Source organism: Parabacteroides sp. AF14-59, from assembly GCF_003479515.1.
Classification (GTDB): domain Bacteria; phylum Bacteroidota; class Bacteroidia; order Bacteroidales; family Tannerellaceae; genus Parabacteroides; species Parabacteroides faecis.
This window is the reverse complement of record NZ_QUHH01000024.1, coordinates 107,129-120,166: the sequence shown is the minus strand read 5'-3', so window position 1 is coordinate 120,166 and position 13,038 is coordinate 107,129. Positions and strand designations below refer to the sequence as shown.

Genomic DNA, 13,038 nt, shown 5'->3' with positions numbered 1-13,038 from the left:
TTGCTAAGCCTACATTTACTATATGCCCTTATGGGCGCAGCACCTCGTGGTCGCAAATTCCGCCGCCGTTCTGTTTCAACATCCAGACGCAATCCATCTGTGAGGGATAGACGCTCTTGATACCCCGGCTTGCCAGCCCTTTCAGGTTGAGGTCGGGAAAGGTCTGATGGGAGCCGTCGTAGCGCGGGCGCACGAAACAGTTGAACTTGCGGTTATACATCGTCACAAGCCGCTCCTTGAACTGCGGCGACTGCTCTTCGAGCCATTCGGAGAAGCCGTTTCGTATCTCGTCAATCTTGGCGTTGGCGAGTTGTATTCCCTCGCTGTCGCGCATCTTGATGTCGTTGCCATGCTCGTCCTTGCCGATGGACTTCATCATGTCAGGGCAGGTGTTGTGCAGGGCGTGTTTTAGGAGGTGCATACCGTCATAGTTCCGGTAATACCCCTTCACCAGAAACTCGTCCGTGATTTTCATGGTGCGGTAGCCGCACACCACCGAAAACTCGTCCATGCTTGCGGAATAGGCGATTTTCACCTCCGTGTCGAACAGCCGGCTCATGTAGGCGGCATAGACACCCGTCGGAATCCAGCGTTCCCCGAAATTGAAGTCCAGATCCTCGAAGGCGATGCGCTGCGGCTCGGCATCTTTCAGAGCCTCCAACGCCTGCTTCACCTCCGGCATACGCTCATTTTCGGGATTGTCACCCATCCATGCCTCTATGCGTTCCGCTTTCTCTATGACATTTCCGGCGATGAAACGGTCTTTGATTTCGTAACCGGTCACGAGCGGATTGTAGTAGATGCGCCCTTGCAGGGCAGTGAGCAAATCCTCCGCCGTGCTGTCGGTTATCTCCCGCATATAGTCGAGATTGACCGTACCATATTTGTTGAGCGACGCAGACAGGGCTTCTTCGGGAGAGCCTACGTTGGCATGGCTCTCCACCGCGAAGGAAACAGGATGCTCGAAGATGTCCGCCTTGACGAACTTTCCGTTTTCCATCCGTTCCAGCGAAAGGATGTCGCGCCCGCCCGCATCCATCATCACTAACTTCACGTTCTGCTTGGCGTTGAGGTTGCCGTAGCGCATGACAAACTCATCGTAACAGGTATTCAGATGCTCTCGCCACGGAACATTTGCCTCGCGCCGGAGCGATTCATAACGGTACAGACGCTCGTAGGCGTCACGCAGCGACACATACAACAACGCCTTTTCCTTCTGGTATCCTTTCAGGTCGAGCGGCTGGAATGTCGCCCCGTATGGCGTGATGTCTTTCAGGTAGCCGATGTTATGACGCCCCCGGTCAGCCACCAGCGACCCTTCGCGCAGGTGCATCTCCGGCGTGCGGTGGTAGGCACGCGGAGAAAGGTCCACGACTTCCTCCTTCGGCTTTTCCGCTTCGATGTCGGGGAAAAGGAAAGTCCCCACCGCTTCCGATGGGGTATCTGTAACGGCAGGTGCGGCGACTGCCTCCGGCTGTGTTTCCTCCTGTCGTGGCTGCTCACGGGAAGTTTCCGGCACGGCTTTCACTTCCGTCTTTTCCGCCACTTGTTTCTCGTTATGCTGCCTTGCCAGTTCCCGAAGTTCTTTCCTACGCTCCGGCGTCAAACCCATCATCATTTCATAGAAACCGTTGATGGGAGGATTGGTATCCCAGTCCAGTGTGGCATAGATGTCGTCCGGGTCGGCAGGCTTGGCGGTGTTCTCCGCTTTCACCTCCTTATTCTCCATTGCGGGTTTTGCAGTTGGAGCTGTCGGTGTAACCGTGACTTTCGGTTTGGGCGGAGTGGACTTTGCCGTAACTGCCTTTTTCACCGTCTTTTTCTTTTTGGAGGTTTTCGGTTGGCTGACCTCTTCCGTCATCCCCCAGAGGTCAAGCAGGGTGAGCTGCACGCCTGCGGAATATTGCGGGCGCGGTTCTATCTCCGGCTTTTCATCTGCGGGTTGCGGCTTTTCTGTCGGAGTTTCCACCGTCTGCGCCGAGGATACTGTTTCCAATTTTATGGCAGGACGCTCTACTTTATTTTGAACGGCAACTTTTTCTTCCGTTCCTGCCTGCCGGATTGAACCCGAATACAAGCGCATGGCAAGCCTGTAATGGAAATCCTCGTCGAGCATACGGCGCAAATCCCCGGCGATGCCTGCTGCCTTGCCCTCGTGCAGATAAACCATAGCGGGCTTCCCGTAGGGGTCTGTGTCAAGTTTCGCCATCGTATGCACGATGCGTTCCGGGTGGTGGATGAAATAGGCGTTGTCGGTCAGGGCGGTTTTCGTGTCCGTCTGTATCACGGTCATCAGCCGCTCGTCCTGCGACATTTCCTTCTTGCTGAGGTTCTTTTGCAGGACAATCAGGTCACTGCCCACCTCCGTGCCCGCGTTGTCCGTGAACAGGTTGTTGGGCAGGCGTATCGCGGATACCAGATTGGCCTGACTGAACAGCTCGTTACGCACGGAGGTCTTGGTGCTATTCAATACCCCTTGCGAGGTGATGAACGCCACGATACCGCCGTCACGCACGGCATCCAGTCCTTTGAGAAAGAAATAGTTGTGGATGGTTTTCTGGGCGGAGCGTCTGCCGAAAGAGTCGCTCCGCTGAAACTCCGCGTCGAACACGGCAATGTCACCGAACGGAATGTTGGACACCGCCAAGTCGAAATAATTGTTGAACGGTCTTTCGATTTTCTCAAAACCGCAGGTGCGCATTTTCTGGTCGGGATAGAGATGCCTCAAGATTGTACCCGTGAGCAGATCCTTCTCGAAAGCCATCACATCCGCATTGGGGCTGTGCCGCAGCATGGAATCCACGAACACGCCGACACCTGCCGACGGTTCGAGCATACGGGCGGGGCGGACGCTGTAATCTGCCAGCACGTCCGCGATGGTGTCGGTTATCTCTTTGGGGGTGTAGAAAGCGGTCAGCACGGACGCTTTCAGCGAATCCACAAACCGCTTGTACTCTGTTTCGTCCTTGCTGTTCTCACGGATAAGCCTGTGCAGCTCCACCGTCGGGGCGAACAGTTCGAGGTCGGATTTCGCCCACCGGACGGCATCCGTCAGTTCCTTTGCAGGGTTGAGGATACATTTCAGACCGCCGAAACCGCAGTACCTTTGAAGTATGGCACGCTCTTCGGTTGTCGCTGTCCTATTTTCCCTGTCAAGGATGAATGCCGTCCGTATCGCCTCGATGTTGTCCCGCAGTTTCTGTTTGCGGTTAAACGCCATATTCGTCTAAGTAAAGGACGGTTGCTCCCGTCAGCTCCGTGTAGAGCAGGTCGTAATCGGAAGACAGGGCGAAATTGTCATCCGAGAGGTCATAGACGGAGAACACGTTGCCGACAAGCGGCAGCAGTTTCAGGACAAAGGCTTCACGCTTCTCTTCCGGCACTTCATCGGCAAACTCGTTTTCCACGACTTCGCGGAGGATGGCGTAACGGGAATAATGCAGCCCGCGCAGCAGCGTGTCCATCGCCAGTTCCTGCGCACCATCGGCGGGATAGCCTTCAAGCCGTGCCCTCTCATACGTTTCGGCGGCACGGTCGGCCCGTTCCCGTATGAAAGCGGTGTCGTCAGCCTGTTCAAACTTGTTCGTGCGGAGATAGTCCAGCAGGTACAGACCGTAATAGGAAAAGTCGGTCTGACCCTCGTTTTTCTTCTTGTTGTTCATTACTTTGGATTTAGCGGATTGATAATTAACGGGATAATCGGTTGGAAAAAGGAAGAAAAAGGCACTCGGTATCCCTCCGAGTGCCACCACTAAATCCAAAGTATGAGTGTAATCCGGTATCGAAGAACAATTCATTACTCTGAACAAGTGGCAAAGTTAATACTATTTCTTCCGTCCTGAAAATTTCTTGTCCTTTTTAGCCTCCGGGAACACAAAAGTCGTGTTATATTCCCCGTCAAAGGCGACAACAGCATCGAAACTCTTGCCCTGTTTGCTCTTGAACCCTTTGAGCAGCTTGGTATGCCCTTCGGTGAGCAGGTCTTTGATTTCATCGTCGGACAGGGTGCGTCCCGCTTTCAGCCGGAACACGGGCAGTCCGCACTCCGTGTTGTCGCAGCGTACCACCTTGCCGTAGAACCGCATCCTGCCCGTGCCACACTTGGGACACGCGCAGCCGGAGTCACGGCTGCCGAAGAGCTTGTCGCACGAGATCAGTTCGGAGGTTATCTCACGTGTGTACGCCTCTATCTCCTTGCGGAAGGTGTCGTCGGACAGTTCCCCGCGCTCGATACGCGCCAGCTCCTTTTCCCATTCGCCCGTCATGGCAACATCGGCGATGCGCATCGTCTTGACGACGGAATTGAGGGCAAGTCCTTTTTCGGTGGGAACAAGCGACTTCTTGCAGCGTTCCATGTAACCGCGCTTGAAAAGCGTTTCGATGATGGAGGCGCGTGTGGCGGGAGTACCGATGCCACAGTCCTTCATCGCCTGCCGCAGTGCGTCGTCCTCAATTTCCTTGCCCGCCGTTTCCATTGCCGAGAGCAGGGTGGCTTCGGTATGCAGCGGCTTGGGTTTGGTCTTTCCTTCGGTAATGGACGAGCCTTTCGGTGTCAGCGTGTCGCCTTCCTGCCAGCCGGGGATGGTAATTTCCTCTTTTTCCTCGCCATAGACGGCACGCCATCCGGTTTGCTTCACGACGCTGCCTTTTACGGTAAACTCCACTCCGGCACATTCCGCCGTGACAGTGGTCACATCCTTGACGCATTTCTCAGAGAATGCCTCGACCATGCGCCCGGCAATCATCTGATAGATGGTATTGTCCTCTTTGGAGAGGAAGAGCGGTTTCTCACCCGTGACGAGCAGGGCATGGTGGTCTGTCACCTTGCCGTCGTCCACGCTGCGGCGTGTCGGGGCGGCTTTTGCCCGCACCTTGTCTTTCCATTCGGGCTGTGTGCCGATGAAAGCGAGCAGTTTGGGAATTTCGGCAAACACGTCTTCGGGGATGTAGCGGCTTCCCGTTCTCGGATAGGTTATCAACTTCTTTTCGTAGAGTTTCTGCGCGATTTCAAGCGTCTGTTCCGCCGTGAAGCCGTGCTTGGCGTTGGCTTCTTTCTGGAGCGTGGTCAGGTCGTAGAGCAAGGGAGTTTCCTCCGTCTTCTCCTTGCGCTCGGCTTTCGTGACAGTGGCGCAACCTGCCGCCTTTACCTTATTATATAGTTCCATCGCCGGTTCTTTCTCTTTCCATTTCTCGGAGGATGAGAATTTCACGACTTCGCCGTCGCAACCGTCCGTTGCGATATGGAGCTGCCAGAATGCTTCGGACGTAAAGCGGCGGTTCTCCCAGTAGCGTTCACATACCATAGCCAACGTTGGTGTCTGCACCCGCCCCACGGAATACGTGCCGTGTCCGGCGGCGATGGATAACGCCTGTGTGCCGTTGATGCCCACGAGCCAGTCGGATTCGCTCCGCGCTTTGGCGGCGAGGTAGAGGTTGTCGTATTTGCTGCCGTCTTCGAGTTTCCGCAGTCCCTCGCGGATAGCTTTGTCGGTGAGAGAGCTGATCCACAGGCGCACGAAAGGAGTGGTGCAACCCGTATAGTGGTAGAGGTAGCGGAAGATAAGCTCTCCCTCGCGTCCGGCATCGGTCGCCACGATGATATGTTCGCTTGTGTCGAACAGTCTTTTGATGACTTTTATCTGCGACACCACGCCGCTGTCGGGCTTGTAACCTTTCTCCGTCCTGACCTGACGGGGGACGAGCGTGAATGTGTCGGGAATAATCGGGAGGTTGTCACGGACAAATCCGCGCACGCCGTAGCCGTCGGGCATGGCAAGCTGAACGAGGTGTCCGAATGCCCATGTCACGGCATAACCGCCTCCCTCGAAATATCCTTCCTCTCTCTTTGTCGCGCCCACGATGCGGGCGATTTCACGTGCCACGGAGGGCTTTTCTGCAATGATTGTCTTCATGTCTTCTTCTTTTTTGTTGATACTTTGGATTTTATTTTGGATTCAGTGGCGGACACGGGATTACATTTTCATGCCCTTGCCCGTTTTCTTCTGCGGCTTCTCCTGCTGCTGTTGCTGGCGGGCGTCCTTCGGGTTGGTCTGACCTTTCTGCAACGGCTCTCTCAGATTCTTTGTAGCCTCGTTGGTCTTGCCATCGTTGTTCACCGCCACCTGCGTGCGGCTCTCGTTGGACGGAGCAACCTGCTGTGCATTGTCAGGGTTCGTGTCGTAGCGGTACGGGCGTCCCTTCTCCGGGTTGAACTTGATATACATCGTGGCATGGAAGCCCTGCTTGTCGGTCACGTTCTCCAGCTTCACGGCTTTACCCGCCACATAGTCGGCTTTCTGCTGGTCGGTGAAGCTCACGCCGCTCCATTTGCTGATGGGGCGGATGCTGCCGTCCTCGTTCGTCCACGTGTTGCGGCGTTGCTCCTTCTTGGTCTGTGCGGCATTTTCCCCGCCCTGCGCCTGACTTTTCGATGTGTCGCCTTTGGTTTCCTGTGTCTGTGCGGTACGGGGCGACTTGCCGGTTCCCGGCACGAACTCCACGCCGCGCTGCTCCACGTTCACTTGCAGGGTGGTGACGAACTTTCTGCCGTCGTTGCGCTCGATGAGCTTGTCGCGTACGGGCAGTCCGGCGCGGAGCATGTCCCGCTCCTGCGTGGTGATTTCCGTCTTGCCGATGCGCTCCGGGATGCGCACCCTGCTTGCCGGAATGTCCGTGATTTCATTCGTCTTGCGGTCGATGCTGATGTAGGAGGGGATGATCTCGCCCGTTTCCCTGTCCACAATGTCCACGACCCTACCGAGATTGCCCGTTTCGCGGAGGTTCTTCCGGTCATTGTCGGAGAATTTGTGTTCCTTGTACTCATCCAGCTTCTGCTCCTTGCGGATGAAGTGCGGCACGAGGCTGATGTTTCCCTCACCGTCCTTCTTGAAGGAGAGGCGGGCGTCCAGCTCGAATGATTCGCCGCCGAAGGTCGGTTTGACCTTTACCAAGTCGGACTTGCCATAGTTGAGCATCTTCGTAAGGTCGCCGGACTTTTCAAGGTTGTCCCGCTTTACGCCCCATCTGTCCTCCAGCTCCTGCCAGTTGATTTTACTCTCGTCGATGGGCTGGTAGCCACGTTTGCCCTGCATCTGTTCGGATTTGTCCTGTTGCTGTTCTTTCCGTTGTTCCATGTTCTCCTGTTTTTGAGGTTCTTGTTTCTCTGTCTGTTGTGCTGCCATCTCTTCCTGCACCTTCTTCTCATAGTCGGAGGTGTCCACCTTGTGAGGGGCGAGCAGCTCCTTGTTCGCTTCGGGGTCTTTCAGCAGTTGCTTCATCACCTCTAAGAGATTTTCAGCTTGGTCTGCCGCAATGCGGTAGAAACCGAAGCGGCTGGGTTCCTTGCACTGCCGGAAGAAGTTCTTGAAGAAGTTGTCCAGCACGTCGCCATGTCGGTCGAATTGCAGGAAACTCTGCGCGTTCTCCGCTTTTGCGGGGGTGCGCTTGGGTGTGCCGTCCGCGTTCAGCCCGGCTACCACGCTGATCTCGCCTGTCTTCTCGTCACGGACTACCAGCACGTCCTTTTCGTCTTTTTTCTTTGCCATCTGAAAAATGTTTTAATGGGTTATTTATGAAAGAAATTATGGATACGAGCCTTGTAGAAGGCTATATCTTCCTTTTTGAAGTCCTTGATATGGTTGGAAAGGAATGTCAGCACGTCCTCCTCGCTGTAATAGGTCTTCTTGCCCAGCGTCTTGTAGGGCAATGCGCCTACGCTGCGGTAGCGTTGGAGGGTGCGTTTGCTTATCTGGAGCAACATGCACAAATCCTGATTGTCGAAAAGGCGGATGCTTTCCGTGATAGTGGGCTGTTTCCCCTCAGCCTTCATCGCCAGCAGCAGTTCGTCCTGACGGTCGAGCCGTTCCATCAGCTTCTGCATCCAGCCCTCGAAGTTGTTTCGTGTGAGCAGTTCCATGACCTATGTCCTCCTTCCTTTTGGTTTGCCGCCCGTGCGCAGCGTGTGGTTGTGGAACAGGGTGTCTATTGTCCCTTCCTCGTTCCTTACTGTGTTGTCCTCCAATAGCCGCAGTATCTCGGAAAGGCGGTAGCGGCAGCTTCCGCGTACCACCACATACTCGATACGGTGGTCGGTGCGCATACGCTGCATGGTGCGCTTGCTCACGTTGAGCATCTTCGCCGCCTGTGCCGTGTCAAGCAGCTTGTCTTCGGTTTCCCGCTTCCGTTTCTTCTCGTCCCTTGCCTCGCGGATGTACCCTGCGATGTTCGCAATCTGCGCCATCATCTCCTTGTAGGCGGAACTTTCCATTGTTATCACTTTCATGTTCAGTCCTTTCTTTTTGTTTCTGCGACAAAATTCGGCAATAAACAAAAGGGGCTTTAACAACTCACTACGTGACTCACGTAAGATTTTTGCGGAAGATGGCTCCGTAACCCGGTCAAACGGCGCAACAGGCAGCCTTTCAGCGGAAAACGATACGTCTTGTATGCCGTTTCGTTACCTTTGCGGCAAACTCTAAATGACATGAATATGGAAATAGTATCTATCGAGAAAAAGACTTTCGAGATGATGGTGGCGGCATTCGGCGCACTCTCGGAGAAGGTCGCCGCCCTGAGGCGCAAAAGCGACACGGGGCGCATGGAAAGATGGCTCACGGGCGAGGAGGTCTGCGGGCAGTTGAGAATAAGCCCGCGCACGTTGCAGACGCTGCGTGACAGGCGGCTTATCGGCTACTCGCAGATAAACCGCAGGTTCTATTACAAGCCAGAGGAGGTGAAGCGGCTGATACCGCTTGTCGGCACGCTCTATCCGCACGGCAGATGATTTGATTTATTCACCCACTGAATCCGAAGTTATGATGAACGAGAACAACGATGTTTTTACGATGGAAGACGAGCCGATAGCCTCTGTGGTGCAGGATATGCGCAAAGGCTCGAAATGGCTGTCCGCATTTCTGGAAAGCTACCGTCCTCCGCTGGACGGGGAACGTTACCTGACGGACGGCGAGGTGTCGGAACTGCTCCGTGTGAGCCGGCGCACCTTGCAGGAATACCGCAACAACCGCGTGTTGCCCTTCATACTTTTGGGAGGGAAGGTGCTTTACCCGGAAACGGGGCTGCGCGGGGTACTGGAAGCGAACTACCGCAAGCCGCTGGAGTGAGGCGGTTTCATGAAAAAGTAAACGGGTGACACCTTTTGTGGTGCTACCCGTTTACTTGTCTTATGGGGTATGTGCAATCAGCAATACCCGGCTTTTCCGTTCTGTATGAACATCACGTATGTCTGCCGTTTCTCTTGTGAGAGTGCCTTTCCCACCAGCCATGTGCGGAACAGGTGGGTGTTGTAGGTATTCACCCTGAAAGCGACCGGGATGATGATTTCAAGGGCGTACACGTCCGCGTGCAGCCCGTTTTCAAGCTGCATGTAGCGGCACACCTCGTAGTCGTTCAGCACGTCCGACTTGCGGACGGCTCTGATGGCGGCGTTCACTGCCGGGACGGTCGTATGGAACAATCCGGCTATTTCGGTGGCGGTCATCCACACGTCGTTACCGGTTACGCTGACTGCCTTGTCCTCGATGATGATTGTGTCACGTTTCATGGCTTTTCTTTTTAGATGGTGCAACCTGCAAATTCCTCGACGCCGTTCAATCTTGCGGCAAGGTTCTCCATGTCCTGATTGAGCTTCTCTTTGGTTATCTTTGCGTAAATCTGCGTCGTCTTTATGCTCTTGTGTCCGAGCATGGAGCTGACCGTTTCGATGGGAACACCGTTGGAGAGGAATATCGTCGTGGCTGCCGTGTGGCGGCTCTGATGCCACGTGATATGCTTGGTGATGCCGCAACGCTTGGCGACGGCACGGATACCGGCAAGGCACGTGTTATAATGCGGAACGGGAAATATCCTGCCGTCCCCGCACAGTCCCCGGTATTTGCCGATTATGCGGTTGGCGATGTCGAGCAGGCGGATGTTGGACACCACGCCCGTTTTCTGGCGGTTGATGTTTATCCACTCGTGTTCGTCGAAGTAGGTGCGGATATTCTCTTCCGTAAGGTTGCGCATATCCGCGAACGACAGCCCCGTGAAGGCGCAGAACAGGTAGAGGTCGCGGTACAATTCCTGTTTGGCGTTTTTCAGTTTCCCCTCCATCAGCAGGCGGATCTCATCTTTGGTCAGGAAACTGCGTGTTGTTTCCTCCTTCTTGATTTCATACTCGCGGAACGGGTCGCGCGTCAGCCACTCGTTGTTGATGGCGATGAATACCATCGTCCGTAACGGGCAGACGTACAGCCACACGGTATTGGTGCAGCAGTGCTTGTCCGTGCGCAGGAACATCTCGAAGTCGGAGATGAAAGCCGGGGTAAGCTCTTTTAGGGCGATGTCCTTCACATGGTAGCGGATGTCGAGGAACTCTTGCATGTGCTTGTAAACGGTGCGGTACTTCAGCAGCGTGCCTTTGGCTTTCATGCCTGCCTCCACCTGCTTCTCGTAGTCCTCGTTGTGCTGGCGGAACACCTGCATCAGCGTGTGGTAGCGGTGTTCCAGTCCGAGAAAGGCGTTCTTCACCTTCTCCGCCGTGACGAAGTTGTCACGCTCCATGATTTCCTGATAATGCCTGTTGATGCGTACCCGCATCTTGTCAAGCATACGGTTCGTTTCGAGTGCCGCCGTGCTTCTGCCCGTGACACGTCCACCTTTGGTGTCCCACAGTTTCGGATCGACAGTCAGTTTGCAGCTGAACTGTGTCTGGCTGCCGTCCACCGTGATGCGTCCCATGACGGGAACTGTCCCGTCCTTTTTCACTACCTGACGCTTGAGGTAGTAGATTACTGAAAATGTACTCTTCATTGTCCTTAATTTTTGGGTTTCAAAATTAGTTGGTGAAGAGTCCGGTGTTGGTACGCAAAACGGGGAGGAACGGCGCAATCTTTTTCCGTAACCTGATTTTTCGCATGAGTTATGGATAACTCACTATTCCTTAGAGCCTTGTTTCGCTATTCGTACCCGTTTGTCGCATTTTCGGGCATGGTTACGAACAAGTAACGTAGCGGCGTCAGGATTTGGCTTCGGCAGGGATTGTAATGGCTTCACGGATTATCGCCACTTCAACCAAAACCCTTGTAACTCAATTCTATCACTATATCTTTCCGCATTTCACTTTTTTGTAGTAACTTTGCTTTCCAATAATGTTAATACTTTTATTTAGGTCACAACGCTAAGATGATAGTATTGACTACTTCAGGGGAGTGGTACCAACACTCCCTTGTTTTGTCCTATCCAATTCATTTCTGGTATTTACATAGGCAACATTCTTTTTTTATAGTGTTCTACAAATAAGGTTAATAAATCTCTATCTCATTTTCCGTGATCATGCGGAAATTAAATTTTCCCACATCCTGAATGGCTTGCAGGATATTCGCTATGTCATCACTCTGCCTGAACTTACCCGAAAAAACATACTTCCTGATCTCCGGACGGCTTACCTTGAACTTGACGTCATACCATAGTTCCAGGCGGGTCAACAATTCACCGAAAGGTTTATCTTCAAACGTGAATATTCCGTTTTTTAAATATTTAGACTGCTTAAAATTGGAAGTTGTCTTCAACAGTTCACCACCTTTTAAAAAGACCTTTTCATCCGGTTTCATGTAAAGTCCGTCGGCTTCATTGTTCTTATGATACACATATACCGAACCTTCCAGCAAATCGGTTTCAAAATCCGTACTTTCCGAATAAGCAAACACATTGAACTGCGTACCCAAAACCTGTACGTTATATTGTTTGGTTTTCACAATAAACGGCCGCTTCGCATCTTTCTTTACCGCAAAGAAACCTTCCCCGTCCAACTCTATTACCCGTTCTTTGTCATTGAACTGATGCGGAATATTCAGCTTCGTCCGCGAACTGAGCCATGCCTCTGTTCCATCCGCCAATGTCAGATACACCCGTTGCCCCTGTGGCGCTTCTATCCGGATCATTTCACTTTTATGTTTATCCAAGGTATATTTTTCAGATAAAAACCAGGTACAGAAAAGCAAAGTCGCAGCGACGGCATACTTCAGAACAGCAATCGACAAACGAAACATTCTCCGTTTATTGGCCCGCAGTTCCAACTCTTTGATCTTTGTTGTTACCAGCAGATCGTCACCATCCCTATCCATCATTCCGGATAGAGCCATAATATTCTGCATATCCGCCATTTCATCTTTCAGAGCGGCATCTTCTTCCATCTGCCGGAAAAGAGTCAACTTCTCGGTATCCGCCAGTGTCCCTGCAAAATATTTATCTAATTGTTCTTTCATAAAATTATTACTTCTTTATAGGTATGACGCAGAAAGAAGAAATGCCACCAAAGAAAAAATCAAAAAAATATGATTTTAACATTCGGGTAGTCACTCCTTTTCTTATAAAACTCTCAAAGGGAGGTTGAAATTCTTTAGGGGTACGATCAAATAATAAAAATAAACAAAGGCATATAATCCTTCAGTGCTACTTTCAGTTTTTTCAAAGCAATGGCAATCTGGCTTTCAATTGTATTCACAGAGATATTCAGACGCTCGGAAATTTCCTTATGCCGAAGTCCTTCCATACGGCTCAATATAAATATCTCTTTACAACGGGCAGGCAACGAATCTACCGCCTGTGAAATCAGATGTTCAATATCTGCTACAGAGAAATTGTTTTCATCAAATTTCTGCAAAGAATATAATTTAAATTGCAATTCCTTTTCTTCCAGTTCAGACAAAGATCGTTTTTTTTCATCATTTTTTGCCTGTCTGCGGAGAAAATCGATACAACGGTTCTTGACTACCGTAAACAGATAAGCGTTCATATTCCCCAGCGAAGGTATTTGCTCCCGGTTCTCCCAAAGATAAAGAAAAATATCCTGTACCAGATTTTCAGCATCTTCCTGCGAATGCAAATAGGTCTGTGAAAAGCGTACCAGTTTGGGAAAATATATCGCATATATTTTCGAATAATCCTCTTTGCCAGAGCTAAACAAACGCTGTTCCATAACTTAATTCCATATAAAAATATAGCAAATGTAGGAATTATAAATTAAATTACTCCTATTTTTGT

General features: G+C 52.2%; 11 protein-coding genes and 1 pseudogene. 2 read left to right on the top strand and 10 right to left on the bottom strand.

Translation table 11 applies throughout. From position 1 onward, the window contains the following. Positions 1-40 precede the first annotated feature (40 nt). From DWW23_RS20990 to DWW23_RS20965, 6 genes and pseudogenes are all read right to left on the bottom strand, one after another. A pseudogene (locus tag DWW23_RS20990) lies at positions 41-3,220 on the bottom strand (N-6 DNA methylase); the annotation flags it as partial. Next, positions 3,210-3,662, bottom strand: coding sequence for a DUF1896 domain-containing protein (locus DWW23_RS20985; protein ID WP_004304266.1), 453 nt, complete (start codon positions 3,660-3,662; stop codon positions 3,210-3,212). The gene DWW23_RS20985 and the pseudogene DWW23_RS20990, both read right to left, overlap by 11 nt. 162 nt (positions 3,663-3,824) lie before the next feature. Then, positions 3,825-5,912, bottom strand: a complete 2,088-nt coding sequence (topB, locus tag DWW23_RS20980; protein ID WP_004291456.1) for a type IA DNA topoisomerase — start codon at positions 5,910-5,912, stop codon at positions 3,825-3,827. Positions 5,913-5,972: 60 nt separating this feature from the next. After that, positions 5,973-7,544 (bottom strand): DUF3945 domain-containing protein, encoded by a 1,572-nt coding sequence (locus tag DWW23_RS20975; RefSeq protein ID WP_004291455.1) that lies wholly within the window; start codon positions 7,542-7,544, stop codon positions 5,973-5,975. A gap of 20 nt (positions 7,545-7,564) precedes the next feature. After that, the gene (locus DWW23_RS20970) at positions 7,565-7,915 is read right to left on the bottom strand and encodes a helix-turn-helix domain-containing protein (protein WP_004291454.1); all 351 of its coding nucleotides are present in this window, start codon (positions 7,913-7,915) and stop codon (positions 7,565-7,567) included. A gap of 3 nt (positions 7,916-7,918) precedes the next feature. Beyond that, positions 7,919-8,281, bottom strand: a complete 363-nt coding sequence (locus DWW23_RS20965; RefSeq protein ID WP_004304264.1) for a helix-turn-helix domain-containing protein — start codon at positions 8,279-8,281, stop codon at positions 7,919-7,921. A gap of 201 nt (positions 8,282-8,482) precedes the next feature. Between DWW23_RS20965 and DWW23_RS20955 the strand changes: the two genes are divergently transcribed. Both DWW23_RS20955 and DWW23_RS20950 read left to right on the top strand, forming a co-directional pair. Further along, entirely contained in the window at positions 8,483-8,782 is a 300-nt protein-coding gene (locus DWW23_RS20955; protein WP_004291426.1) for a helix-turn-helix domain-containing protein, read from the top strand. A gap of 31 nt (positions 8,783-8,813) precedes the next feature. After that, complete coding sequence (locus tag DWW23_RS20950) at positions 8,814-9,119, top strand: helix-turn-helix domain-containing protein (RefSeq protein ID WP_004291424.1); 306 nt, start codon at positions 8,814-8,816, stop codon at positions 9,117-9,119. A gap of 77 nt (positions 9,120-9,196) precedes the next feature. Here the strand turns inward: DWW23_RS20950 and DWW23_RS20945 are convergent, their stop codons facing one another. The 4 genes from DWW23_RS20945 to DWW23_RS20925 all read right to left on the bottom strand — a co-directional run bounded on the left by DWW23_RS20945 (position 9,197) and on the right by DWW23_RS20925 (position 12,973). Further along, positions 9,197-9,559 carry a hypothetical protein gene (locus DWW23_RS20945; protein WP_004291423.1) on the bottom strand — a complete coding sequence of 121 codons (363 nt, stop codon included), beginning with the start codon at positions 9,557-9,559 and terminating at the stop codon, positions 9,197-9,199. An 11-nt stretch (positions 9,560-9,570) separates the two neighbouring features. Then, positions 9,571-10,806: a site-specific integrase gene (locus DWW23_RS20940; protein WP_004291422.1), complete on the bottom strand. Its 1,236-nt coding sequence runs from the start codon at positions 10,804-10,806 to the stop codon at positions 9,571-9,573. Between the two features lie 491 nt (positions 10,807-11,297). Next, complete coding sequence (locus DWW23_RS20930; RefSeq protein WP_122355829.1) at positions 11,298-12,260, bottom strand: FecR family protein; 963 nt, start codon at positions 12,258-12,260, stop codon at positions 11,298-11,300. A 146-nt stretch (positions 12,261-12,406) separates the two neighbouring features. Then, complete coding sequence (locus DWW23_RS20925) at positions 12,407-12,973, bottom strand: RNA polymerase sigma-70 factor (RefSeq protein WP_122355827.1); 567 nt, start codon at positions 12,971-12,973, stop codon at positions 12,407-12,409. Positions 12,974-13,038 lie beyond the last annotated feature (65 nt).

Excerpts from the sequence above, each read along its gene's own strand:
- topB (WP_004291456.1), bottom strand. The coding sequence starts at position 5,912 with ATGAAGACAATCATTGCAGAAAAGCCCTCCGTGGCACGTGAAATCGCC.
- DWW23_RS20950 (WP_004291424.1), top strand. The coding sequence starts at position 8,814 with ATGATGAACGAGAACAACGATGTTTTTACGATGGAAGACGAGCCGATA.
- DWW23_RS20965 (WP_004304264.1), bottom strand. The coding sequence starts at position 8,281 with ATGAAAGTGATAACAATGGAAAGTTCCGCCTACAAGGAGATGATGGCG.
- DWW23_RS20955 (WP_004291426.1), top strand. The coding sequence starts at position 8,483 with ATGAATATGGAAATAGTATCTATCGAGAAAAAGACTTTCGAGATGATG.
- DWW23_RS20940 (WP_004291422.1), bottom strand. The coding sequence starts at position 10,806 with ATGAAGAGTACATTTTCAGTAATCTACTACCTCAAGCGTCAGGTAGTG.
- DWW23_RS20985 (WP_004304266.1), bottom strand. The coding sequence starts at position 3,662 with ATGAACAACAAGAAGAAAAACGAGGGTCAGACCGACTTTTCCTATTAC.
- DWW23_RS20975 (WP_004291455.1), bottom strand. The coding sequence starts at position 7,544 with ATGGCAAAGAAAAAAGACGAAAAGGACGTGCTGGTAGTCCGTGACGAG.
- DWW23_RS20970 (WP_004291454.1), bottom strand. The coding sequence starts at position 7,915 with ATGGAACTGCTCACACGAAACAACTTCGAGGGCTGGATGCAGAAGCTG.
- DWW23_RS20930 (WP_122355829.1), bottom strand. The coding sequence starts at position 12,260 with ATGAAAGAACAATTAGATAAATATTTTGCAGGGACACTGGCGGATACC.
- DWW23_RS20925 (WP_122355827.1), bottom strand. The coding sequence starts at position 12,973 with ATGGAACAGCGTTTGTTTAGCTCTGGCAAAGAGGATTATTCGAAAATA.
- DWW23_RS20945 (WP_004291423.1), bottom strand. The coding sequence starts at position 9,559 with ATGAAACGTGACACAATCATCATCGAGGACAAGGCAGTCAGCGTAACC.